Consider the following 25,251-nt stretch of genomic DNA (forward strand, 5'->3'; position numbering starts at 1 on the left):
GCGCCTTCATGGACATCACGCCCCAGGAAGTGGCCGAGACCCTCTCGATGGTCTCCGAGCAGAACCTCGACCTCCGCACCATCACGATGGGCATCTCGCTCGCGGGCTGCGCGGACGAGGACATGGCCCGCATGTGCGACAAGGTCTACGACCGCATCACCCACACGGCCGAGCGCCTGGTGGAGACCGCCGACGACCTCGAGGCCGAGTACGGCATCCCCATCGCCAACAAGCGCGTCTCGGTGACGCCGATCGCCCAGATCGCCGCCGGCTGCCCGGACGAGGACCTCTCCCCGCTCGCGCACGCCATGGACCGCGCGGCCGAGACCCTCGGCATCGACTTCATGGGCGGCTTCTCCGCCCTCGTCCAGAAGGGCATGGGCGACGCCGACCGTCGTCTCATCGCGTCCGTCCCCGAGGCGCTGGCCACCACGGACCGCGTCTGCTCCTCGCTCAACATCGCCTCCACGCGCGCCGGCATCAACATGGACGCCGTGCTGCTCTCGGCCGAGACCATCCTCGAGTGCGCGCGCCGCACCGTTGACATCGACTGCTACGGCGCCGCAAAGTTCGTCGTCTTTGCCAACATGGTCGAGGACTCGCCGTTCATGGCGGGCGCCGTCCACGGCTCCGGCGAGGCGGACGCCGTCATCAACGTTGGCGTCTCTGGCCCCGGCGTCATGGCCGCGGCGCTCGCAGAACTGCCCGAGACCGCGAGCCTCATGGACGTGGCCGAGAAGATCAAGCAGACCGCCTTCAAGATCACCCGTGCCGGCGAGCTCATGAGCCGCGAGGCGAGCCGTCGCCTTGGGGTCGAGAAGGGCATCGTGGACCTCTCCCTGGCGCCGACGCCCGCTGCCGGCGACTCCGTGGCCCAGATCCTCGAAACCATCGGCGTGGGCGAGTGCGGCGGCCCCGGCACCACCTGCGCGCTCGCGCTGCTCAACGACGCCGTGAAGAAGGGCGGCGTCATGGCATCCTCGAGCGTGGGCGGCCTCTCGGGCGCCTTCATCCCCGTCTCCGAGGACGCCGGCATGATCCGCGCGGCCGTCGACGGCGCCCTCTCCCTCGAGAAGCTCGAGGCCATGACCTGCGTGTGCTCCGTCGGCCTGGACATGATCGCCGTGCCCGGCGACACCTCGGTGGAGACCATCGCCGGCATCATCGCCGACGAGATGGCCATCGGCGTCATCAACACCAAGACCACGGCGGTGCGCCTCATCCCGGCCATCGGCCGCAAGGAGGGCGACATGCTCGAGTTTGGCGGCCTGTTTGGCTCCGCACCGGTCATGCCCGTCAACCAGTTTGCCGGCAGTGTCTTCGCGCACCGCGGCGGCCGCTTCCCCGCCCCGCTCAACTCGCTCAAGAACTAACCTCCAAGACAGCGAAAGGCGCGCGGGTCGAGGTTCTTCTCGGCCCGCGCGTTTTTTGACCCGAGGTTCTTCTCGGCCCGAGGCCCTTATCGGCCCCCAAACTCCACACGCGGTGGTTCTTTCTCTAATTCGTATTAATCCTACCCGGGGTTTTCCGTTACCTAAACAAAAGAGAAACACCACGTGTGGAGTTTGGGGCCGAGAAGGATCGTGGCCGAGCGCCCCTGCCGAGAATAACCTCGAGCCGCGGGCTCCCTCACGCATTCCGGCTCGGCATGAGCTGGGCATAGAGGCATCGGCGGCGCAGCGCCTGGACATCGCTGGGCTCTTCGAGCGGCGTGCCGAGCGCGCATGCGAGCTGCCGGGCAAGAAGCTCGACGTCGGCCAGAGAGCGCACGACCCGCGGCGTCACCCTGAAGACGCGATAGCCCAAAGATGTCAGGATGTTGGCCCGAACGGCGTCGCTCCTCGCATCGCGCCCGACAGCCGCATGAAACTCCGCGCTGTCGTACTCCAACGCCACGCCATGGTCGAGCCAGAGATAGTCCGGGGAAACCTGGTCGACGTCCGCGAGAATGCCACGGTGGGCGGAAACATCAATGCTGGCATTGAGGCGGGGCCGCACAAGACCAAAGCCACCGTAATCAACCGGCAGCGTCAACAGCAGCGCGAGCGCCGTCTCCATGGGGGACGCCGACCCGTCAAACGCAACATCGGCAACGATTCGTGCGCGGGATGCCGCGGTATTGTGTCCCGCGCTTTCCGCCATGGCCGCAAGGCCCTCCATCGTCATGATCGCCGGGACGTGATAGAGGGTCTTCTCGCCCGGGGCTCCCAGCCGATACGTGCCCGCGAACTCACACGCCAGCACGGCCGCCGCAACGATCCTGCGCTCGTGCTCCCGCACCAAAGGGTGGTCCACCGTGGGCCGCTCGTTCACGCCTAGCTCCCTCAGCGTCCTTGTCTGCGCCTGGACCGCGGACACGTGCGCATCAAGAAGCCCTTCCAGGCGAGCGGTCGCTCCGCAAAGCTGAATGATGGTGAACTCGGGGCCGCTCAGCAGGACAGTGTCTTGCAGCACCCAAAAGGCCCCGACGGGCACGTCGGGCGACCACACGTGAAATCTCGCACGCCTGCCGGCGCTTCTCATCTGCTGAGAGGGAACAAGGAGGTGAACGGGCTCGTCGCAAATCCCCCAGGCCCGCATGTCGGAACTTTCGCACAGTCGCGCGAAGCCCCGCTGAGTCGAGACGCACTGGGCGGCCGGCAACCTCTGCGAATCCGCTGGCCACGTTGACGTGGGCACCCTTCGATCTCCAGAGAGACGCCTCAAGGCATCGCGGGCGCTCTCATGACACAGAAAGGCACGCATGCGCCACCGCTTTCTGTCTCAAACTCCACACGTGGTGATTGTTTTTCTCGTCTGTTCTGATTTTATCAGGTCATTTACGGGAAGTCCGAAGAAAAGAAACACCACGTGTGGAGTTTGAGCCCAGAGGAGCACGATGCGAGAAGGGCCTCGGGCGAGAAGAACCTCAAGCGAGAAGAGCGCGCGGCCCGCACGCTACTCCAGGAAGCGCACCTCCGGCTCGAGGCGCACGCCAAACTGGCGCTCGACCTCGTCCTGGACGTGCTCGATCACGGCATGGACGTCCGCCGCCGTCGCGCCGCCGACGTTCACCACGAAGCCGGCGTGCTTCTTCGAGACGGCCGCGCCGCCATGCTGGTATCCCTGCAGCCCGGCATCCATGATGAGCTTGCCGGCGAAGTAGCCCTCGGGCCGCTTGAACGTGGACCCGGCACTCGGGAGGTCGAGCGGCTGCTTCTCCTCGCGCTGGCGCATGAGGTCGTCCATCGTCGCGCGGATCTTCTCGGGGTCCCCGCGCCTCAGCGAGAAGGTCGCGGAGAGCACGACCATGCCGTCGGAGGCAACGCGGCTGCGCCGATAGCCCAAGTCGAGGTCGTCCGCGTCGACCGTCTCGATACTGCCGTCCGGCATGACCACGCGCACGCACTTGAGGACGTCCGCGACGCAGCCGCCGTACGCGCCCGCGTTCATGAAGCAGGCACCGCCCACCGAGCCCGGGATGCCGCAGGCGAACTCAAGCCCGGTGAGCCCGAGCTCGCAGGCCATCTCGGAGGCCTCGCGCAAATCCACGCCCGCCTGGCACGTCATCTCCTCGCCGTCCACGGACACGCCCGTGAGGCCGTCGGCAACGGCGACCACGACGCCGCGGTAGCCCGCGTCAGAGACGAGCAGGTCGGACCCGCGCCCGAGGACAAAGCGCCGGGCCCCGGCCTCGTCGCAGGCGCGCAGCACGTCGCGCACCTCGTCAAAGTCCTCGGGAATCACGTAGAGGTCGGCGGGACCCCCCACCTCAAAGGTGGTGTGCTCGCTCATGGGCTCCATCTCGAGCACGTTGTCCTCGCCGACGATGGCGCGCAGGCGCCAGGCAAGCGGCTCTCTGCCGCCGTCACTCTCGGGCATGGCTTCCTCTCTGTGGTCTGGCAGGCGGTTTCAAGTATAGCAGCGCGCCCACGGGCGATTAGTGCTACACTCGCGCTGTCAGTTTCAGGGCGGGGTGAAAGTCCCCACTGGCGGTGACGGAGGCGTGCGCGCCCCGAAGTCCGCGACCCGCGAATACGCGGCTGACCCGGTGAGATTCCGGGACCAACGGTCACAGTCCGGATGGAAGAAACGGAGGCCTTCAATGGCTGCTTCCACGCATGTCTCGCATGACGCTCACTCCACCACCGCCGGCGGCGCCTGGTCCACCCGTCGCATCGCGACGACCGCGCTCTTCTGCGCGCTGGCGTTTGTCCTCACCTTCGTGGAGATCCCCATCTTCCCGCCGGCGCCGTGGCTCATGTACGACCCCTCGGGCATCGTCGCGTTTGTCGCCGCGCTCGTCTTTGGGCCGAGCACCGGGGCCATCGTCGTCATTCTCCCGTGGGTCCTGAAGACGCTCTTCACCTTCAACGTGTGGGGCCATGTGATGGCGATCGTCGCCGGCGTGGCGCTGTGCGTCCCGGCGGCCCTGATCGCTCGTCGCCTGGGCGGCGCGCGCGGGCTCGCGGCGGGCATGGTCGCCGGGGCCGTCATCGCGCTCGCGGCGTGCATCGTCGGCAACATCATCGTGACGCCGCTCTACACCGCGGTCTCCACGGCAGAGGTCGTCGCCATGATCGTGCCGATCCTGCTGCCCTTCAACGCGCTCAAGATCGTCATCAACTGCGTCGTGACGGCACTCATCCAAAAGCCTGTCGCGCAGGTGGTCTCCAAGTAGAGCTGGCGAGAAGAACGTGAGCCCCCGGCCCGCCCCCATACGCCTATCGCACGTGCGCCTCGTCTACGAGGGGGACGTTGTCGCCCTGGACAACGTCTCGCTCGAGGTCGCGCGCGGCGAGCGCGTATGCGTGCTCGGCGCCAACGGCTCCGGCAAGTCGACGCTCGCCTCCGTGATCTGCGGTCTTCTCGCCCCTGACGGAGGCGAGGTCGAGCTCGTCGGCGAGCGCGTGTGCGCGGACGGGCGGCCCGACCTCGAGGCGTATCGTCGCGCCCGCCGCTCCCTGGGACTCGTGTTCCAGAACCCGGACGACCAGATCGTCACGAGCGTCGTGGAAGATGACGTCGCCTTTGGCCCGGAGAACCTCGGGCTCCCGCGCGAGGAGATCGCCGCGCGCGTCGCGCGCGAGCTGCACCGCGTCGCGCTCGACGACTACGCCAAGGCGGACCCGTCGCGCCTCTCGGGAGGACAGAAGCAGCGCGTCGCGATCGCGGGCGCCCTTGCGATGGAGCCCGCCGTGCTCGTGTTCGACGAGCCGGGGTCGTTGCTCGACGTGCGCGGGCGCGCCGCCATCCTGCGCGTGATGGGGCGACTCGCCAAGGCGGGGACTACGCTCGTCCACGTGACGCACTTTATGGAGGAGGCGGTCGACGCGGACCGCGTCATCGTCCTCGACCACGGCAGGGTCGCGCTCGAGGGCACCCCCGACGAGGTCTTTGCCCGCGGCGCCGAGCTCATCGAGCTGGGCCTCGAGGCGCCCTTCGCCGCGCGCCTCTCGCAGCGCCTGGGACTTCCCTGGACCTGCAGCGAGCAGGGCGTGGTGGACGAGCTCTGCACGTTGGGGACAGTCCCCAACGTGCAGAAAAGCTTGACGGACGGGCGCCCGCAGCACATCAAAGATGTGCATGAATTGGGGACTGTCCCCAACGTGCAGGTCGAGCGGGTGTCCTTCTCGTACAGCGGCCGCTCCCAGGCGCTCGAGGACGTCTCGCTCGAGATCCTCGAGGGAACCTCCACGGCCATCGTGGGTCAGACGGGCTCGGGCAAGTCGACGCTGCTGCGCCTGCTCTGCGGCCTCGAGGTGCCCGACTCCGGCCGCGTCGTCGTCGCCGGAAACGACACGTCCACCCGACGCGGCCGGAAGGCCGTGCGCCGCGTCATCGGCTACGTGATGCAACACCCCGAGCGCCAGCTCTTCGCCGAGACGGTCGAGAAGGACGTGGCCTTTGGCCCACGCAACCTGCATCTCTCCGAGGGCGAGGTCGCTCGGCGCGTGGACGCCGCCCTCGAGCTCGTCGGCCTCTCGGAGCGCCGCGACGCCTCCCCCTTCACGCTCTCGGGCGGCCAGCGGCGCCTCTGCGCCCTCGCCGGCATCCTCGCCATGGAGCCCGAGGTGCTCATCCTCGACGAGCCGACCGCCGGCCTCGACCCGCGCGGCCGCGCGATGCTGCGCCGCGTCCTCGCGCGCCTGCGCGAGCGGGGCATCACCCTCGTGCAGGTCACGCACTCGATGGAGGACGCCGCCCGCTCGGACCGCGTGATCGCCCTCGACCAGTCGCGGCTCGTCGCCGCCGGCACGCCCCGAGAGGTCTTCTCGCCCGCAAACGAGCGGCGCCTCGTCCAAAGCGGCCTCGGCATCCCGCGCTCGCTGCGCGTGGCCCGAGAGCTCGAGCGACGTGGCTGGCCCGCGCTCGGCGAGCCCCTCACCACCGACGAGCTGGTCGGCACGATATGCGCAAAAGGGACCGCCCCCTTTCCGCAATCGGGAGGTGAGCTGAGTGGCGCTTAAGATCTCGATCGGGCAGTACTACGCTGCGGCGTCCCCCGTCCATGCACTCGACGCGCGCGTCAAGCTCTGGTGCGTGCTCGCGGTTCTCGTGGGCACCTTCTGCGTCTCAAACGCCGCCCAGCTCGCGGCCGTCGCCGCCTTTGTCGCGGCGGTCCTTCTCATTGCCCGGGTGCCGGCGGGGCGCGTGATCGCCTCCGTCCGACCGCTGCTGCTCTTCCTGGCCGTGCTCTCGCTCTTCAACCTCTTCTTCGTGCGGACGGGCGAGGTCATCTTTGCCCTCGGCCCGCTCTCCGTCACGGGCGGCGGCGTCCTCGCGGCCGCTCTCTACACCACCCGCTTTGCCCTCGCACTCGTGACGGGCTCGCTCATCATGCTCACGACCACCCCAACCCAGCTCGCCGACGCCTTTGACCGCATGCTCGCCCCGCTCTCGCGCGTGGGCCTGCCCGGCCACGAGATCGCCATGGTCTTCTCGCTCATGATGCGCTTCGTCCCCACGCTCGCCGACGAGGCCTCCGCCATCATCGACGCGCAGTCGCTGCGCGGCGGCGCCTTCGACGAGGGCGGGCCCGTATGCCGCGTCCGCTCGATCGTGCCCGTGGTGGTGGCCCTGCTCGCAAGCGGCCTGCGCCACGCCGACGGCCTCTCCCGTGCCCTCGACGCCCGCTGCTACGAGGGCGGGGCCGGGCGGACCCACTTCCACGAGCAGCGCCTCGGGGCTCGCGACGCCCTTGCCGTCGCGCTGACGGCGGCGCTCATCGCGCTTCTCGTCTTTCTCGCGACGCCCCTCTAGCCGGCTCGTGCAGGAAGGCGGAGAAGGACCTTCTGCCTCTCGCCCGCCGCCAGCCCCGTCCGAGCGACGCGCGACCCGCTCGTCGAGCCACAGACCGGGCTGCGGGAAGTCTCGCCCGCATGTGCTACGATGCGGCCACCGAGCAAAGGAGGTCCAATGAGCTCCGACCCGACGACCCGCCGCGTCATCATTGCCTCCTGCGACGCCGACGCCCCGCTCGCTCGGGAGGCCTCAGAGGCCGCGCTGCAGCTCGGGTGCAGCGTCGTTTCCCCCGACGACCCCATGCAAGAAGCAGACCTCTGCCTGATACTCATGTCTCAAAACGCGCTCGCCGACAAGGACTTCTTGTCGCGGGCTCGCACGCTCGCGGCAAGCGCCGCAGCGCTCATCCCCGCACGCATGGATGACGTTGCCCCGGAGCTCGCCGGCGCCCCGGGAGACCGAATCCGTGAGGTCAACTGGGCGGACTTCTCCTCGCTCGAAACCGCGGAGGAACGCTCAAAGCGCTGGCGAGCCGTGCTGAGCTCAAACGTTGACCTCTACGACGCCTTCTATGCGCTTGACGCCCGCGCCTCGTGCTGGGACGACGCCGGACGCGACAAGGGGCACCTCCTCGTAGATCCCGCGCAGGCGCGTGAGGCGCAAGAGCTTCTCCTCTCCATGCGTGACGACCCGTTCAACGTCCCGGACGCGACCATGGAGGCGTTCGTGGCGGAATCGTCCCGTCACGCGAGACGTCTCCAGCGCAGGCGCTGGTTCCAGTACCTTCGGGTCGGCGCCGCAGTCGTTGCCGTCGGCGCCGCCATCTATGCCGGCAACGCCCTCATCTCAAGGCAGATCGAGGCAACGAGGTCACTTCTTCAGGAGCTCGCCCTGAGCGAGAAGGACGACCCGGCGCTCTTCACGCTCAAGGCGCTCTGCAACGCCGACGTCTACGGCGCCCAGACCGACGCCACCGCGCGCGACACCCTCACGGGCCTCTCCGAGAACTGGGACGTTGCCCGCCTGGGCTGGGCGGACCTTCAAGAGGGCGGCTGGCAGGGCGAGGCGATCCTGACAAACGACGCCAATACCTGCCTCGTGCGCGGCGCCGGCGGGACGCTCCAGCGCTGGAACCCGCAAACCGCGAAGCCCCTTTCGACATGGCAGGTCTCCAACGGAGACTCCTTCGTCTTCGACGCCACCGAAGACGGCGCCGTCGTCGCGGTCGCAGACGGCGATGGCGTTGCGCTCTACGACAAAACGGGCGCCAGGACGGCAACCATCGAGGGCGCCCCTGCCTCCGTGAGCGCGCTCGCCCTCTCGGAGGACGCCTCGCAGCTGCTTTGCCAGAGCGGAGACGCAATCGCCCTCCTCGAGCTCGACGAGGAGGGCGGCCCGTCCTTCTCGTCACAGTTCGACGAGGTGCTCGCACTGAGGCGAACCGAGCGAGGGCTGCGGGCTCTCGTCGTGGCGGGCGATCGCCTGCAGCTCATCGACCCAACCTCCGACTCAAGCGTGCTCGACGCTGCGCTACCCGAGGCGCAGATGCTCTCCGGGGCCATCGGGCCGCAGGACACGGTCGTGGTGTGCGCCGACGGCGCCCTGATCGTCGGGACGCCCGAAACCGGCCTCGACAACCTCGGTGCCACCACCTATGACCTTCCCCGCGCGCTCGCCCTCGGGGATGAGGTGCTCGTGGTCGCGACCGAGCAGGCGGGGGTGCAGGTGGTGGACCTGCCCTCGGGAGCCCCGCTCGGAACCATCGCCACGAGCATGGTGGGGACCTGCTATCTGGACGTGTCGAACGAGCTCGTTGCCAGCGGAAACGGCTGGACGACGACGATCTGCTCGCTCGAGCCCATCGCCCCGCGAGACGAGCCTCCCGCCGGAGCCCACGTCTGCACGGACCTGTCGGACACGAGCGACCTCGTAAGCGTCTCGGTCTCCGCAGACGGGGACCTCGCCGCCGCCTGCGAGGAAGGCGCCTGCTCGCTCGACGCGAGCGGCGTCATGGGCGAGCCGACCTCCTTCTCCGCAGTTGCCGCAGCGGAGGGCTCGTTTGCCGCCGGGACCGAGTCCGGCCAGGTCGTGGCCTACACCTTCACCTCCGCGGGCACGTTCGTGCAAACGAGGGCCTGGGAGTCGCCCACCGGGGAGCCCATCACGGCGCTCGGCTGGACCGACGACCTGCAGAGGCTTGTCGTCGAGTCGGGAGGGCGCTGGTGGACCCCCTACTCCAACTCGCTGGCCCTGGGCATCGACGGCATCCGCGATACCGTCAGGGCTCGAGTGCCCGCCGGGTGGGGCGAGGAGACCCTCTCCTTCTATTTCCCCGAGGACTTTGTGGCGTCGATGGGCCTTACGGCCTCGGTCCCGGCACCCCAGGCAAAGTAGGAGGCCACCATGGGACACGTCTTCATCTCCTACTCGAGGAAGCAGTCCGCCATCGCGGACAGGCTCGAGGCCGCGCTCTCCTCGCGCTCAGTGGCACGCGAGCCCGTGAGCGTCTGGCGCGACGTGAACGACCTGCGTGCCGGAGAGTCGTGGGACGCGCGCATCGTCGCCGCAATCCGCGGTGCGAGCCTCGTCGTCGTGCTGCAGTCAAGCGACTGGCGAGCCTCCCAGCCCTGCCAGAAGGAGCTCGCCCAGGCCCGCCATTACCGCAGGCCCATCCTCGAGCTCGATGCTGCCGCCCTGTCCCGTGAATCAATGGATGCGGCGAGCCCGGACGGCATCACCCGCGGCGCCGACGAGATCGCAGCCCAGCTGAGGCGGCTCGCCGGAAGCTCAGAGGTGACCGCCAACCTCGAAGTCCGCGCCGCGGCGTGGGCCGAGGGAGGCAGACGGGGCAGGGACCTCATGCGCGGAAGGGCGCTCTCCCGGATGCTCAAGCTCGCCAGGTCCGCAGACCTCTCGGACTCCGCCCGCCTCTATCTGCGCCAGTCCGCGCGCGGACGCAGGCTGCGCCTTCTCATGGGCGCGCTCGCCATCGTCGCCGTCATCGTGGGCGAGGTGGCGCTTCGCGTCCCTGCCGAGTTGCAGCGACAGCTCGAGGAGCAGGCGGTTGACTCGCTTCGGCTCGCCGACGCCACGAGCGAGGTCGCCGCCGTCGTGCGGACCGACCCGAAGCGGGCCCGCGAGCTCGCGCTCTCGGCGGCCGGCGACGGGGACGCTCGCAACTACGCCGCGCTTCTCGCCTGCCAGCTCGCGCTCACGACGCGCCTGCCCCAGGAGCTCTCGGACAGCGCCGACTTTGCCTTTCCGGACGAGCCCCGCCCCGAAGACGCCGCCGGCGACATGGCCGCACGCGCCGTTCCCGGCTCGACCCGCATCGGGCTGACCCGTCGAGGGCAGGCCTCGCCGCACGCATACGCCAACCCCGGGTTCATTGCCTTTGACCTTGCGCTCTCCCCCGATGGGCGCCGACTTGCGGCACTCAGCGAGCAGGGCGTCATCGTCTATGAGACGGATCGGGGTCAGGAGCTCATGGTCCTCGGCGGCGCAACGCTGCCCATGGGCAGCACGCTCTCTTGGAGCGCAGACGGAACGCGCGTGGCGGCCCATGCGCCCGAAGGGCGGACCTTCGTCTGGGACGCCATGCTCGAGACGAGCATCATCGCAGACACGGACCTGTGGTTCATGGACGTCGCCGAGCTCGGCGACGGGCGCGCGGCGTTTCTCTCGCGCGACGGGACCGTCGTAGTGATAGATGCCTCGGGCGAGAAGCCCCCAGAGATCGTCGACGTCCTCTCGTCGACCCAGGCGACGAGCATCGCACGGGCCTCGGAGAACGCCGTCTACGTGGCGGCCCTCGACGAGAGCGGCGACAGCCGACTCTGGCATCTTGACCTCGGAACGGGCGAGAGCTTCACCATGTCGCTCGAAGACGGCTACCAGCCCCTCTACGTTGCCGCCTCCCCAAGCGGCGTCGGCCCCGTCGCAGTCTCGGACGGCTCCACCCTGCTTCTTCTCGATGCGACCTCACTCCAAAGCCTTGCCACCATAGAGACCGGCGGCATCCTCGCCATCGAGGTCGACGAGGAGGGGCGCACGTTTGCCGGGGCGGGCACCACGCTCATCTGCGTCGAGCCCGGAGAGACCTCTCCCATCACGCCCCAGGGAGGAGTCGTCCCCGGCGCGCAGGCCCGCTCTCTTGCCGCCACGGGAGACGGGACCGTCCTCGCCGTCGGATACGGCACGCCCCGCGGCGGCGGATCTCGACTCGTCGGGTACGAGGAGGGCGTGTGGAGGGCCTCTTCGGGCCTCTACCCCTACTCCATCCCGCTTTCAGGCGCATGCTCGGCACGCGCCAGCGCCGTCTCCTCGGACGGGAGCCTCTTTGCCGTGGGGCTCTCCGATGGGACGGTCGCGTTTCTCGACGGCGCGGGATACTCCTCCTACGCCTCGCACGAGCTCTCCGGCGAGATTCGCGGCATCGTCTTTGCGCCGGACGGCAGGAGCGTCGTCGTGGCGACGCGTGACGGCCTCATCGCACGCGTCGCCGTCAACGAGGAGGGGCTCTCGCTCCCCTCGCTCCGCGACGCTCTCCAGGCGGGCGTCGGGGGTTCTACCGAGTAGGCCAATGGCGCCGCGAACGGTAGGTTTTTGCCGTAGAATGGTGGCGTTCATCACTCCTTCAGCAAACGGGAGGTAGCCGCGCATGGTCTCACGCATCTACGTTGAGAAGAAGCCGGGATTCGACGTCGAGGCGCAGCAGCTCAAGGCCGAGCTCGCAAACGTCGTCGCCGAGGGGCTGGCGCAAGACGCCCGCCTTCGCATCGTCAACCGCTACGACGTCGAGGGCATCGACGAGGAGCTCTTCGAGCGCTGCGTGCCCATCGTCTTCAGCGAGCCCCAGGTGGACCTCACCTCGCGCGAGCTTCCCGCGAGCCAGGGCGAGAAGGACGTTCGCGTCTTCGCCGTGGAGGCGCTGCCCGGTCAGTTCGACCAGCGCGCCGACTCCGCCGCCGAGTGCGTCCAGCTCGTCAGCCAGGGCGAGCGGCCCACGGTGCGCTGCGCCAAGGTCTACGTGATCGAGGGCGCCTGCACCGACGAGGCGCTCGCCGCCATCAAGCACTACGTCATCAACCCCGTCGAGGCGCGCGAGGCGAGTCTCGACGAGCGCGCGACCCTGCGCCAGAGCTACCCCGAGCCCGCCGACGTCGAGGTGCTCGACGGCTTCCTCGAGCTCGACCAGGCGAGCCTTCAGGCCTTCATCGACGAGCGCGGCCTGGCGATGGACCTCGCGGACATCACGTTCTGCCAGAGCTACTTCGCCGGCGAGGGCCGCGTCCCCACGATCACCGAGATCAAGATGATCGACACCTACTGGTCCGATCACTGCCGCCACACCACCTTCGGCACCACCCTCGGCGACGTGCAGTTTGACGACGAGGTCGTGGCCGCCGCCTTCAACCGCTACCTCGAGATGCGCCACGAGCTCGGCCGCGACGCCAAGCCCGTGTGCCTCATGGACATGGGCACCATCGGCGCCAAGTACCTCAAGCACACCGGGCAGCTCAAGAACCTCGACGAGTCCGAGGAGATCAACGCCTGCACCGTCAAGGTGAAGGTCGACGTCAACGGCACGCCCGAGGACTGGCTGTTCCTCTTCAAGAACGAGACCCACAACCACCCCACCGAGATCGAGCCCTTCGGCGGCGCGGCAACCTGCATCGGCGGCGCCATCCGCGACCCGCTCTCCGGCCGCAGCTATGTCTACCAGGCCATGCGCGTGACCGGTGCGGCGGACCCCACCGTGCCCGTCTCCCAGACCATGGAGGGCAAGCTCCCGCAGCGCAAGCTCGTCACCACCGCGGCGGCGGGATACTCCAGCTACGGCAACCAGATCGGGCTTGCCACCGGACAGGTCAGCGAGCTCTATCACCCCGGCTACGTGGCCAAGCGCATGGAGATCGGCGCCGTGGTGGGCGCCACACCGGCGTCCCACGTGCGCCGCGAGTGCCCCGCCCCGGGCGACAAGATCGTGCTTCTCGGCGGGCGCACCGGACGCGACGGCATCGGCGGCGCCACCGGGTCCTCCAAGGCCCACAACGTCGAGTCCCTCGAGAAGGACGGCGCCGAGGTGCAGAAGGGCAACCCGCCCATCGAGCGCAAGCTCCAGCGCCTCTTCCGCCGCGAGGACGCGTGCCGCCTCATCAAGCGCTGCAACGACTTTGGCGCCGGCGGCGTCTCCGTTGCCATCGGCGAGCTCGCCGACGGCCTGGACATCGACCTCGACCTCGTTCCCAAGAAGTACGAGGGCCTCGACGGCACCGAGCTCGCCATCTCCGAGTCCCAGGAGCGCATGGCCGTGGCCCTGGCACCCGAGGACGTCGACGAGTTCATGCGCTACGCGCACGAGGAGAACCTCGAGGCCACGACCGTGGCGACGGTCACCGCCGAGCCCCGCCTGCGCATGCGCTGGCGCGGCAACGTCATCGTGGACGTGAGTCGCGAGTTCCTCGCCTCCAACGGCGCCCCCAAGACCACATGCGTGCGTGTGGAGGCTCCGCAGGAGTTCGAGCGCACCTGGGCCGGCGAGACCGTGGCCGAGAAGATGCGCTCGCTGGTCACCGACCTCAACGTCGCCTCCAACAAGGGCCTCTCCGAGCGCTTTGACTCCACCATCGGCGCCGCCACGGTCCTCATGCCCTTTGGCGGTCGCACGCAGCTCACGCCCCCCATGGCGATGGTCGCCAAGCTCCCTGTTGACGGTGAGACCACCACGTGCTCGGGCATGGCCTGGGGCTTCAACCCCTACCTCATGAGCGCCAACCCCTTCACCGGCGCCTACCTCTCCGTGGTGGAGTCCGTCGCGCGCATGGTCGCCGCCGGCTTCGAGCACGAGAGCCTCTACCTCACGTTCCAGGAGTACTTCGAGCGCCTGCGCGACGACCCGCGCCGCTGGGGCAAGCCCACCGCGGCCCTGCTCGGCGCCCTCATGGCCCAGGTCGACCTCGGCATCGCCTCGATCGGCGGCAAGGACTCCATGTCCGGCAGCTTCGAGGACCTCGACGTGCCGCCCACGCTCGTCTCGTTTGCCACGGGCCTGGGCGTCGTCGACCACGTGACCTCCCCCGAGTTCAAGGGCAGCGGCCACCGCGTGCTGGTCATCGTCCCGGACTACGCCGACGACGGGCTCACGCCCGACCACGAGGCGTTCCTCGCGACGCTCTCCCTCGTCGAGGGCATGGTGGCGCGCGGCGAGACGCTCGCCGTCTCTACCCCCGGCTACGGCGGCGCCGCGGAGGCCGCGTTCAAGATGTGCGTCGGCAACCGCGTGGGACTCGAGGTCGCCCCGGCCTTTGGCGCGGACGCCCTCTTCTGCCCCTCCTACGGCAGCTTCCTCGTGGAGCTTACCGATGACGCCCCGCTGCCCTCCGCCCCGAGCGGCGTGACGGTCTCCACCTTTGGCACGACGACCGATGCCTACCAGCTCAGCGTCTCCGGGGAGTCCGTTGACCTCGCCGAGCTGCAGGAGGCCTGGGAGGGCGCCATCGAGTCCGTCTTCCCCTACCGCGCCGAGGGCGAGCAGGTCGACGTCATCTCCTTCGACGTTGCCGAGAAGGGCGTCTCTCGCCCCGCGCCCGCCGTCCACGTGGCGCGCCCGCGCGTCATCATCCCGGTCTTCCCGGGCACCAACTGCGAGTATGACACCGCGCACGCCTTCGAGCGCGCCGGCGCCAAGGCGGACGTCTTCGTGATCAACAACCTCACGCCCGAGGCCGTCGCCGAGAGCACCCACGAGCTGGCGCGTCGCATCCGCGAGAGTCAGATCGTCATGATCCCGGGCGGCTTCTCCGGCGGCGACGAGCCCGAGGGCTCCGCCAAGTTCATCACCGCCTTCTTCCGCGCGCCCGAGGTCACCGAGGCGGTGCGCGACCTGCTGCAGGCTCGCGACGGCCTCATGCTCGGCATCTGCAACGGCTTCCAGGCCCTGGTGAAGCTCGGCCTCGTCCCGTACGGCGACATCGTCCCGATGGACGACACCTGCCCCACGCTCACGTTCAACACCATCGGCCGCCACCAGAGCCGTCTGGTGCGCACGCGCGTGGCGTCCAACCTCTCCCCTTGGCTCTCCAAGTGCTCGGTGGGAGACGTCCACAACATCGCGATCTCGCACGGCGAGGGCCGCTTCGTCGCCTCGCCCGAGATGGTCGCCAAGCTCGTGGCCGGCGGCCAGGTCGCCACGCAGTACGTGGACGAGAGCGGCGTGCCGGGCATGAGCCTCGACGTCAACCCCAACGGCTCGGTCCTCGCGATCGAGGGCATCACCTCGCCTGACGGCCGCGTCCTGGGCAAGATGGGCCACACCGAGCGCTCCGGCGCCGGCCTCTACAAGAACGTTCCGGGCAACGCCTACCAGCCCCTCATCGAGGGCGGCGTGGCGTACTTCACCGAGTAGCCCGATCCAAGAGCATCCTCACGGGCGGGACTCTCCGGGGGTCCCGCCCGTTTTTTCGCTCCCGTCGCCCCGCCTCTGCTCACCGCCGGGGGGCAAACTCCACACGTGGTGGTTCTTCTCAATCCCTAAACACTGTTTATCTGCGCTTTCTCTCTACTCAGTTAGAAAGAGAAACACCACGTGTGGAGTTTGGCGATGAGAGGTGGCTTGCCCAAGACAGCGCTGCTAGGATGGCATGCGGAAAACCGGGGAAAGCGAGAAGAACGTGGTCGCAGCAACGGCAGACAAATCGAGAAGGACGCCCTTCATCGGCACGCTTCCGGGCGTGGTGCTGGCGTGTCTCGCCTCGTGCTTTCTGTGGGGCTCGGCGTTTCCGTGCGTGAAGATCGGCTACGAGCTGTTTGCCGTCGACGCGGCGGACGTGCCGTCGATTCTGGCCTTCGCGGGCACGCGCTTCGTGATAGCGGGCCTCATGGTCGTCGCGGGCATGAGCGTAGTCCGGCGGCGAGCCTTCCTGCCCGGGCGGCGCGATCTGCCGGCCATCGGCACGCTCTCGCTCTTTCAGACCGTTTTGCAGTACGTCCTCTTCTACGTGGGCCTCGCCAACTGCGAGGGCGTGACGAGCTCCATCCTGGAGGCGAGCAACTCGTTTCTCTGCGTGCTCCTGGCGGCGCTGGTCTTTCGCTTTGAGCGACTCACGGGTCGCAAGGTGCTGGGATGTCTCGTGGGCTTTGCGGGCGTCGTGCTCGTCAACGTGACCGGCGAGTCGGGGGGCCTGAGCTTCACGCTCGAGGGCGAGGGCATGGTACTCGCGTCAACGCTCGCCGCGGCCGCCTCGAGCAATCTCGCCAAGCGCTTCTCGCGCGAGCACGACCCCGTGCTGCTCTCGGGCTGGCAGTTTGTCCTCGGCGGGGCGATCATGCTCGTCGCGGGCCTCGCCGCGGGCGGACACGTGGCGCCGGCGGATGCGACCAACCCGGCCCCGGCGTTCATGCTCCTCGCCTATCTGGGATTCATTTCCGCGGCTGCCTATTCGCTATGGTCGCTCGCACTGGCCGCAAACCCCGTCTCGCGCGTGGCGGTCTTTGGCTTCATGAACCCGGTCTTTGGCGTGCTGCTCTCCGCGGTCCTTCTCGGCGAGACCAACGTCGTGAGCCCTGCCGTGGCCGCGGCGGCCCTCGTGCTCGTGAGCCTGGGCATCGTCATCGTGAACCGCCCGGAGAAGCTCTGACGCGCCGCCGCTGACCGAACAAGCCCCCCCTTACCGAGCACCATGCCTCACGGTCGCAAAAGACGGGGATACTCAAGGCACGTATCCCCGCGACGGAGGGAGTGCCCATGAGACGCCTGCGCCGACTTCTTGTCCCCGCCCTTCTCGCCTGTCTTCTTCCGCTGGGACTCGCCGGCTGCCAGCAGGCGCTCTCGCTCACGGCAACCGACCTCACCGCCAGCGTCAAGCCCGCCTCGGAGGCCTCGGTCGAGATGGCCGACGCAACGGTCGCCTACGACTTCGCGCTCGACCTGCTCCGCGAGAGCACGGCCGAGGCACCCTCGAAAAACGCGCTCGTCTCCCCGCTCTCGGTGCTCCACGCGCTCGCGATGGCGGAGAACGGCGCGGACGGCGAGACGCTCGCGCAGATGGAGCGGACCACCGGCATGAGCGTCGAGGAGCTCACGGACACGCTCCAGGCCCACCTGCAGCTTTCGAGCTCCTATGACGGGCCCCTCTCGCTCGCCAACTCCGTCTGGCTGCGCGACTCCGGCGGCCTGTCCGTGGAGAACGCCTTCCTCGAGGCGTGCGGCGGCCGGCTTGGCGCGCAGGTCTTCTCGGCACCCTTCGACGACTCCACCGTGGCCGACGTCAACGCCTGGATCAGCGAGAAGACCCATGAGATGATTCCCGAGATGCTCAGCCAGCTCTCGGACCAGACGCAGCTCCTTCTGGTCAACGCGCTTGCGTTCGAGGGCTCGTGGGAGGAGCCCTTCGACTCCGCGCTCGTCACGCCGGACACGTTCACCTGCGAGGACGGCACCGAGCAGGACGTGGACATGATGCACTCCACCGAGAGCTCCTATTTCGAGAGCGACCTCGCCACCGGCTTTGCCAAGCCCTACGAGGACCACGACTACCGCTTCGTGGGGCTGCTGCCCAACAAGGGGGTCACGGTGGCGGAGCTGCTGGAGAGCCTCGACGGGGAGGGTCTGGAGCAACTGCTGATCCCGGTGGAAAACACCGTCGCGCGCATCGGCCTGCCCAAGTTCACGAGCAGCTACGACGTCGAGCTCTCAGGGGTCCTGAGGTCACTCGGAATGACGGACGCCTTCGACGCGGGGGCCGCGGACTTCTCGCGCATGGGCAGCTCGGACGCCGGGCCGCTCTTCATCGGCGGCGTGCTGCACAAGACGTTCATCGACGTCGACGAGGAGGGCACGCGCGCCGCGGCGGCAACGGTCACCACGATGGACGGCGCCGCCGCCCCTATCGAGGAGGAGCCCGAGGTCAAGGAGGTTGTCCTGGACCGACCCTTTGTCTACCTCATCGTCGACGCGCACACGATGACGCCCATCTTCACCGGCACCCTCATGTCCGCCGAATGAGCCAAAAGGGGACAGTCCCCTTTTGACCCATTTTCGTCAGGCGGGAACAATATGCTCCACTCGCGCATGTTAGGGGCAAGGAGGTGAGGGGCATGACCGCCAAGAAGATCAAGCGCACCGAGAAGTTCATGCGGCATGCGATGGCCGCGCACGGCAACTCGGTCTATCTCGTCGCCCTCGCGCAGACGCGCTCCGAGGCTGACGCCCAGGACGTGGCACAGGACGTCTTCTGCCGCCTGCTCACGGACGGCACCGCGTTCACGGGCGACGAGCACCTGAAGGCCTGGCTCTTGCGCGTGACCGTCAACCGATGCCACGAGCTCCGCCGCGCGCCCTGGAGCCGGCGGGTGGAGAGCGCGGACGACGCGGGCCGAGAGCTGCCGGCGCCGGGCGCGTCCACCGAGGACGCCGCCCTGGCAGAGCTGCGCGCCGACCCGGTCTGGCAGGCGCTCCGGGCCCTGCCGGAGAAGCTCCGTGTGGTGGCGCTGCTCCACTACGTGGAGGAGTGCACCACCGAGGAGATCGCCCGCATCGTGGGCAGCCCGCCGGCGACGGTGCGCACGCGCCTGCACCGGGCACGCAAGCAGATGAGAGAGACGCTCGAGTCCCCCACGAGCACCACAACGATTCCCGCTCAGGAGGAGAGCTATGGACAGGCACACGCTTGAGCAGTTCCGCACGCGGGCGCGCAGGGTCACGCTGCCCGAGAACGTGCGCGAGTCGGTACTGGACGAGATCAGGGTCGAGAAGAACGAGCGCGCTCGCGGCACGCGACAGCCGCGTCGGAGCATGACGCGGCGCGCGGCTGTAGGCGCCGGGCTCGCCGTCCTGGGCGGCGCCGCCGCACTTCTCGCCCTCTCCGTGATCGTGCGCCCCGGCGAAGACGCGCCCGCGACGACAGAGGGCAACTGGTTTGTCCTCAAGGCCTACGCCGACGGCGTCTCCCAGGGCGAGGGCACCGTCCTGGCCCAGCGCAGCATCAGCCTCGCCGGGTCGCTCGGCGGCAGCGAGAGCTCCGGCTGGTACGCCGCCCACAGCATCGACCTGCGCTGCGAGGGGGCCGACATCGACCGCATCGACTACGCGCTCGAGGGGGAGTTCGTAAGCCCCGAGGGACAGCCGGACGAGGAATTCACCGAAAACGCCGTGTGGTTTGACGCGCTGTACAGACGGCCCTACGAGGTGGGCGAGGGAGAAGCCTATCCCGACCACGGAGGGACGGGCGCGGGCTTCAGCGTCTCGTACGAGGAGCAGCAGGCCGACGAGGAGAGCTTCAACCGCCAGGTCTGGACGAGCTTTCCGACCGACGACGAGATTCGCGCGGCGCGCGCCGCGAAGGACGCCCTGCCGATCGACGCCGCCACGCTCGAGGACGAGCTGGCGCGCCAGCAGGCGCTCAACAGGTTCCGCTTTGTCCTCGAGCGGAGAAGCGCCGACATCCTGGCCCAGACCACGCTCGTGATGACGGTCACCTTTGCCGACGGGAGCGAGCAGGTCAAGCGCTATCGCATCTCCCCGGCCGAGAACTTCGACGAGACGTATCAGAGCTATCTCGACCGCCGGGCGCGCAACGGCGCGATCCTCAGTTATTACCGCAACGCCGAGCCCAAGCCCGAGGAATACCTCGAGGCACAGGAGGCGACCGACGGGCTCTACGCCAACTGGCCCGACCTCTACACCATCACCGAGGTCTCCGAGTAAACGCCGCCGCCCCGACGTCCTTCTCGCGAAGGAGCGTCGGGGCGGCACATGATACGAAGGGACTGTCCCTTCGTATCCTTTAGAGGCGGGCGACGCCGCTCTTGCGGGCGGCCTCGGCCACGGCGGCGGCGACGGCGGGCGCCACGCGCTCGTCGAAGGCGCCGGGGATGATGTAGTCGGCGGCGCGGTGCTCGTCGTCCACGAGGCCCGCGATCGCGTAGGCCGCGGCCTCCATCATGTCGTCGTTGATGTCGGACGCGCGCACGTCGAGGGCGCCGCGGAAGATGCCCGGGAACGCGAGCACGTTGTTGATCTGGTTGGGGAAGTCAGAGCGGCCCGTGGCGGCCACGGCGGCGCCTGCCGCGAGCGCCTCGTCCGGCATGATCTCCGGCACGGGGTTGGCGCAGGCAAAGACGATCGGGTCGGCGGCCATCGTGCGAACCATGTCCTGGGTGAGCACGCCCGGGGCGGAGACGCCCACGAAGACGTCGGCTCCGCGCACGGCGTCGGCCAGCGTGCCGGTGACGCCCTCGCGGTTGGTCCACGTGGCGATCTCGGCCTTCTCGGGGTTGAGGCCGGCTCGGCCCCCGTAGATGGCGCCCGTGCGGTCGCAGATGATGACGTCCTTGACGCCCATGCGCTGCATGAGCTTGGCGATGGAGATGCCCGCGGCGCCGGCGCCGGAGAAGACCACGCGCACGTCGGAGAGCTCGCGGCCGGTGAGGCGGCAGGCGTTGATGAGCGCGGCGCAGGTCACCACGGCGGTGCCGTGCTGGTCGTCGTGGAAGACGGGGATGTCGCAGGACTCCTTGAGGCGGCGCTCGATCTCGAAGCAGCGCGGCGCGGAGATGTCCTCCAGGTTGATGCCGCCGAAGCTGCCCGCGATGAGCTCGACGGTGCGGACGATTTCGTCGACATCCTTGGAGCGCACGCACAGCGGGAACGCGTCCACGTCGGCGAAGGTCTTGAACAGGGCGCACTTGCCCTCCATGACCGGCATGCCCGCCTCGGGGCCGATGTCGCCGAGGCCCAGCACCGCGGTGCCGTCCGTGACCACGGCCACCAGGTTGCCGCGGCGCGTGTAGGTGTAGGAGTCTTCCACGTTCTCGGAGATCTTGAGGCACGGCTCGGCGACGCCCGGCGTGTAGGCCACGGCCAGCTCCTCGGGGCTGGTGATCGGCGCGCGGGTGATCACCTCGATCTTGCCCTGCCACTCGCGGTGCTTGTCGAGCGCGTACTGCTTGGCGTCCTCGGCCATGGAAACTCCCATCTCACGGGGCCGGTCGTGCGCCGGCCGTCTTGGCGATAAGAACCACGTGCAAGTGTAGCCATTTTGGCCCGCAAGGCGGCGGCTCGCGACAATTCGGACAGGTCCGTAACGGATGGGACGCTCACCGCGACGATTTGGACGGTCCGTGTGGTCACGCCAGCGCGATCGCGCCGAGCCAGCCCCAGCGCGGCTCGGACGCCACGCCGTATGCGGAGAGCCACAGCTCGAGCGGCACGCGGCGCACGCTGCCGCCCGCGCAGTCCATGACCGCGCCGTCGCCGACATAGAGCCCCACGTGGCCATGGTCCCAGCCGCCCGCCCCGTACGGGTCGCGGCCCGTGGCACAGATCATTCCCACGAGCAGGTCGCGCGTGTCCGTAAGGTGGCAAAAGCCCTCGTAGAGCTCGCGCGCGTCACCGCTCACGTAGCCCATGCCCAGTCGCGAGAACGCGCGCTCCACCCATGCCGCGCAGAGCCCCTCCCCCATGGGCGCCGTCCCGTACGCGCACTCTACGAGCCGCCGCTGCAGCGCCCCGGCGTCCATGAGCGCCTGTGGGTCTTTGCCCGCCGGCACCTCTCGCCATGCGGGCTCGCCAAAGATCGTGGTCCGCCCGTCTTCCGCAAGCAGTCCGCGCGCGGCTAGCGCCGCCAGAAGCCGTTTTCTCACCGCGCCTCCCCGATGGGCCCAAGGGGTCTGTCCCCTTTTGACTCTACGGCAGCGGACGGCCGACGTATACTTGAAAGTTAGGGGGAAAGACCGTTAGGAAGAGTCAGCAACGAAAGGACTTCCATGAGCGAGAAGATCGCGCCCCAGGACACCCGCGTGCTCGTAACGGGCGGCGCCGGCTTCATCGGCAGCCACACCGTCGTCGAGCTTCTCACACGCGGCTATCAGGTCGTCATTGTCGATGACCTCTCCAACTCCTCCCCCAAGGTCTGCGACCGCATCAAGACCATCGTCGGTCCCGAGGCCGCCGCGCGCCTCGCTTTCGTGGAGGCCAACGTCAACGACCGCGCCGCCCTCGAGAAGATCTTCGACGAGCACCCCATCGACCGCGTGATCCACTTTGCCGGCTTCAAGGCCGTCGGCGAGTCCGTGAGCAAGCCCATCGAGTACTACGCGAACAACATCGGCAGCACGCTCACCCTCGTGGACGTCATGCGCGAGCACGGCTGCAAGTCCATCATCTTCTCCAGCTCCGCCACCGTCTACGGTGATCCGGACAGCCTGCCGCTCACCGAGCAGAGCCCCAAGAAGCCGGCCACCAACCCCTACGGCTGGACCAAGTGGATGATCGAGCAGATCCTCACCGACCTCCACACGGCCGACCCCGAGTGGGACGTCGTGCTGCTCCGTTACTTCAACCCCATCGGCGCCCATCCCTCGGGCCTCATGGGCGAGGATCCCAAGGGCATCCCCAACAACCTCGTGCCCTACGTCGCGCAGACCGCCATCGGGAAGCGCGACGCCGTGCACGTCTTTGGCAACGACTACGACACGCCCGACGGCACCGGCGTGCGCGACTACATCCACGTCTGCGACCTCGCGTCCGGCCACGCCGCGGCGCTCGCCTGGATGAACGGCCGCACGGGCGTGGAGATCTTCAACCTCGGCACCGGCACGGGCACCTCGGTGCTTCAGATCATCGAGGCCTTCTCCGCAGCCTGCGGGCACCAGATCCCCTACGTCATCGAGCCGCGTCGCCCCGGCGACGTCACCGCAAACTACGCCGACTGCACCAAGGCGCGCGAGGAGATGGGCTGGGAGGCCAAGTTCAACATCGAGGACATGTGCCGCGACTCCTGGAACTGGCAGTCCAACAACCCCAACGGCTACGAGGGCTAGGCGATAAGACCATGGGAGAGCGTTTCGTCGCGTATCTGAAGGACCGCCTGCCCCTCGTCGAGGGGGCGCTCGCCGATGCCGCCGCCACGCCGCTCACGGACGGCGCGTCCGCCGCGGACCTGAGTCGATACCTCTACGAGCCGCTCTCCCGCTTCACCGCCTCGGGCGGCAAGCGCGTGCGCCCCGTGCTCGCGCTGCTCGGCGCCGAGGCCGTCGGCGGCGACGCGCGCGACGCGCTCTCGTGCGCCGTCGCCGTCGAGCTCTTCCAGAGCGCGGCCCTCATCCACGACGACATCGCGGACGAGGGCGAGCTGCGCCGCGGCGAGCCGTGCCTGCATCGCGTCGAGGGCGAGGGCCTGGCGATAAACGCGGGCGACCTCGCCCTCACGCGCGTCTTCGAGGTGGTGCTCGGCGACGAACGCCTCGACGTCGAGCGCAAGGTCCGCGTGCTCTCCGAGCTCGCCCGCATGGAGCGGCACACCCTCGAGGGCCAGGCCCTCGACCTGGGATGGGTGCGCGACCGCCGGTGGGACCTCTCCACCGAGGACTATCTCTACATGGTGCGCAGCAAGACCGCCTGGTACTCCGCCGCCATCCCGCTCTACGTGGGTGCCCTCGCCGCGGGCGGCACGAGAAGCGCCGCCGACGGCCTGCTCGAGGTGGGCCTCACGGCGGGCGTGGCCTTCCAACTGCAGGACGACCTGCTCAACCTCGTGGGCGACGGCGAGGCCCAGGGCAAGGACTTCCGCTCGGACGTCACCGAGGGCAAGCGCACGCTCGCCGTCGTCTGGGCGCTCGAGCATCTGGACGAGAGGGACGCGGCCGAGCTCGTCGCCCTTCTCGGCTCCCACGCGACCGACCCCCGCGAGCTCGAGCGCGCCGTCTGCCTGATCGAGCGCGGCGGCGGCATCGAGAAGTGCCGCGCGCTCGCCCGCGAGCTCGCCGAGGAGGCAAAGGCGCGGGTCGCGGCCCTCGCCCGGGACGCTCACATCTCGGTTGAGGCTCAAGACCTGCTAATCTCTATGGCAGACTTCTTCGTGGAGCGAGCCCTCTAGGCTCGTGCCACGTCAGACGCAAGGAGAGGCAATGGAACCCATTCAGGAAGGCGCGAAGGGCGCCGCGGTCGAGGACATCCAGGACCGTCTTGGCACGCTCGGCTACGCGATCGACGCCGCCGAGACCGGACAGTCGACCTTTGGCCCGTCCACCGCGACCGCCGTGGCGCGCTTCCGCCTCGACCATGGCCTCTCCCTCGGCAAGGACGTCGACACCCCCACGTGGACCACGCTCGTCGACGAGTGCTATCAGCTCGGCGACCGCACCCTCTACCTGCGCCTCCCCAACTTCCATGGCAATGACGTCAGGCAGCTCCAGGAGCGCCTCAACATCCTCGGCTTCTCCTGCGGCCCGGTCGACGGGACCTATGGGGTGCACACCGAGGCCGCGGTCAAGCTCTTCCAGGAGAGCATTGGGGTCCTTGCCGACGGCATGGCCTTCCCCGACACCTTTGACGCCATCGAGCGCCTCAAGCACGTCTGGGCCGGCAAGCCCGCCGCCGGACCGCACCCCCAGGGCGGCATGGGCTTCGCCCGCGCGGCGAGCGTCCTCGAGCTTGCCCACATCTGCATCACGGCGGACGACCCCATCTCACGCAACATCGCGGGCCGCATCTGGAATCTCGCGCACGCCACCGTGGACGACTGCGCCCTCGATCTGCTCGACTCGCCCGAGGACGCGACGTCCGGGTCGCTGATCGTGCTCTCGACCGCGCCCTTGCCCGAAAACGTGGCCTCCGGCATCGGCAACGTCCTGCTCGACGACTTCGAGACGCTTCCGCTGCGCCTGCGCACCGCCATCCAGAGCTCGAGCGCCACGCCTCCCGCCGCGCGCATCGAGGTGCCCGTGGGCACCGGCGCCTTCACCACCGGCGACGCCCAGACCTATGCGGTGCTGCTGCTCGACGCCATTTGCGCCGCCTTCGAGGGCATCGACCTGTAAGTTGGGGACAGTCCCCAATTTACAGAGTCCCGCCGTCTCGTCACCCGCCGGCGAGGTCCTTCTCGTTTCCTGATACAATCTCAGGCGGCGGCACAGGGGTATCGTCCAATGGTTAGGACAGTGGTTTTTGGTGCCATCAATGTGGGTTCGAATCCTACTACCCCTGCCAGCCGCCGCCTTGGCGTTATCATGTTTCTGTAAAGGGAC

General features: G+C 68.7%; 18 protein-coding genes, 1 tRNA gene and 1 riboswitch. Of the genes, 15 read left to right on the forward strand and 4 right to left on the reverse strand.

The genetic code is table 11. From position 1 onward, the window contains the following. The first annotated feature begins 8 nt into the window (after positions 1–8). Positions 9–1,373 (forward strand): PFL family protein, encoded by a 1,365-nt coding sequence (locus tag NW198_RS04295; protein ID WP_258340144.1) that lies wholly within the window; start codon positions 9–11, stop codon positions 1,371–1,373. Between the two features lie 256 nt (positions 1,374–1,629). Here the strand turns inward: NW198_RS04295 and NW198_RS04300 are convergent, their stop codons facing one another. Together NW198_RS04300 and murB are read right to left on the reverse strand one after the other, a co-directional pair. Beyond that, the gene (locus tag NW198_RS04300) at positions 1,630–2,313 is read right to left on the reverse strand and encodes a hypothetical protein (protein WP_258340145.1); all 684 of its coding nucleotides are present in this window, start codon (positions 2,311–2,313) and stop codon (positions 1,630–1,632) included. A gap of 624 nt (positions 2,314–2,937) precedes the next feature. Beyond that, the gene (gene murB, locus NW198_RS04305) at positions 2,938–3,861 is read right to left on the reverse strand and encodes a UDP-N-acetylmuramate dehydrogenase (protein ID WP_258340146.1); all 924 of its coding nucleotides are present in this window, start codon (positions 3,859–3,861) and stop codon (positions 2,938–2,940) included. A gap of 76 nt (positions 3,862–3,937) precedes the next feature. Next, positions 3,938–4,078: riboswitch (FMN riboswitch) on the forward strand. Between the two features lie 6 nt (positions 4,079–4,084). On the opposite strand from murB, the gene NW198_RS04310 reads away from it, so the two are divergent. From NW198_RS04310 to NW198_RS04355, 10 genes are all read left to right on the forward strand, one after another. Then, a complete protein-coding gene (locus tag NW198_RS04310) occupies positions 4,085–4,660 on the forward strand; it encodes an ECF transporter S component (protein WP_087314868.1) in 576 nt (191 codons plus the stop codon). 16 nt (positions 4,661–4,676) lie between these two features. Beyond that, on the forward strand, positions 4,677–6,449 hold the full coding sequence (locus NW198_RS04315; protein WP_258340147.1) for an ABC transporter ATP-binding protein: 1,773 nt from the start codon (positions 4,677–4,679) through the stop codon (positions 6,447–6,449). Beyond that, positions 6,439–7,242, forward strand: a complete 804-nt coding sequence (locus NW198_RS04320) for an energy-coupling factor transporter transmembrane protein EcfT (protein ID WP_258340148.1) — start codon at positions 6,439–6,441, stop codon at positions 7,240–7,242. The genes NW198_RS04315 and NW198_RS04320 overlap by 11 nt, the downstream gene beginning before the upstream one ends. A 156-nt stretch (positions 7,243–7,398) precedes the next feature. Beyond that, positions 7,399–9,618 carry a hypothetical protein gene (locus NW198_RS04325; RefSeq protein ID WP_258340149.1) on the forward strand — a complete coding sequence of 740 codons (2,220 nt, stop codon included), beginning with the start codon at positions 7,399–7,401 and terminating at the stop codon, positions 9,616–9,618. A gap of 9 nt (positions 9,619–9,627) precedes the next feature. Beyond that, positions 9,628–11,802 (forward strand): toll/interleukin-1 receptor domain-containing protein, encoded by a 2,175-nt coding sequence (locus NW198_RS04330; protein WP_258340150.1) that lies wholly within the window; start codon positions 9,628–9,630, stop codon positions 11,800–11,802. A gap of 82 nt (positions 11,803–11,884) precedes the next feature. Further along, complete coding sequence (locus tag NW198_RS04335) at positions 11,885–15,631, forward strand: phosphoribosylformylglycinamidine synthase (RefSeq protein WP_258340151.1); 3,747 nt, start codon at positions 11,885–11,887, stop codon at positions 15,629–15,631. 265 nt (positions 15,632–15,896) lie between these two features. Beyond that, complete coding sequence (locus tag NW198_RS04340) at positions 15,897–16,862, forward strand: DMT family transporter (RefSeq protein ID WP_258340152.1); 966 nt, start codon at positions 15,897–15,899, stop codon at positions 16,860–16,862. Positions 16,863–16,969: 107 nt separating this feature from the next. Then, on the forward strand, positions 16,970–18,229 hold the full coding sequence (locus tag NW198_RS04345; RefSeq protein WP_258340153.1) for a serpin family protein: 1,260 nt from the start codon (positions 16,970–16,972) through the stop codon (positions 18,227–18,229). A gap of 92 nt (positions 18,230–18,321) precedes the next feature. Further along, a complete protein-coding gene (locus tag NW198_RS04350; protein WP_258340154.1) occupies positions 18,322–18,897 on the forward strand; it encodes an RNA polymerase sigma factor in 576 nt (191 codons plus the stop codon). After that, positions 18,878–19,930, forward strand: coding sequence for a hypothetical protein (locus NW198_RS04355; protein WP_258340155.1), 1,053 nt, complete (start codon positions 18,878–18,880; stop codon positions 19,928–19,930). Before NW198_RS04350 ends, NW198_RS04355 begins: the two co-directional genes overlap by 20 nt. A gap of 79 nt (positions 19,931–20,009) precedes the next feature. On the opposite strand, the gene NW198_RS04360 is transcribed toward NW198_RS04355, so the two are convergent. Both NW198_RS04360 and NW198_RS04365 read right to left on the reverse strand, forming a co-directional pair. Next, positions 20,010–21,188 (reverse strand): NADP-dependent malic enzyme, encoded by a 1,179-nt coding sequence (locus NW198_RS04360; RefSeq protein ID WP_258340156.1) that lies wholly within the window; start codon positions 21,186–21,188, stop codon positions 20,010–20,012. Between the two features lie 163 nt (positions 21,189–21,351). Continuing rightward, a complete protein-coding gene (locus NW198_RS04365; protein WP_258340157.1) occupies positions 21,352–21,867 on the reverse strand; it encodes a hypothetical protein in 516 nt (171 codons plus the stop codon). Positions 21,868–21,990: 123 nt separating this feature from the next. Here NW198_RS04365 and galE point away from each other — a divergent pair, with 123 nt between their 5' ends. From galE to NW198_RS04385, 4 genes are all read left to right on the forward strand, one after another. Continuing rightward, on the forward strand, positions 21,991–23,046 hold the full coding sequence (gene galE, locus NW198_RS04370) for a UDP-glucose 4-epimerase GalE (protein ID WP_258340158.1): 1,056 nt from the start codon (positions 21,991–21,993) through the stop codon (positions 23,044–23,046). 11 nt (positions 23,047–23,057) lie between these two features. Beyond that, on the forward strand, positions 23,058–24,101 hold the full coding sequence (locus NW198_RS04375; RefSeq protein ID WP_087314891.1) for a polyprenyl synthetase family protein: 1,044 nt from the start codon (positions 23,058–23,060) through the stop codon (positions 24,099–24,101). Positions 24,102–24,132: 31 nt separating this feature from the next. Then, the gene (locus NW198_RS04380) at positions 24,133–25,044 is read left to right on the forward strand and encodes a peptidoglycan-binding protein (protein WP_258340159.1); all 912 of its coding nucleotides are present in this window, start codon (positions 24,133–24,135) and stop codon (positions 25,042–25,044) included. Positions 25,045–25,138: 94 nt separating this feature from the next. Next, positions 25,139–25,213: transfer RNA gene (locus tag NW198_RS04385), tRNA-Gln, on the forward strand. Positions 25,214–25,251 lie beyond the last annotated feature (38 nt).

Source organism: Thermophilibacter sp. ET337, from assembly GCF_024733715.1.
In the GTDB taxonomy this organism is placed as follows: domain Bacteria; phylum Actinomycetota; class Coriobacteriia; order Coriobacteriales; family Atopobiaceae; genus Thermophilibacter.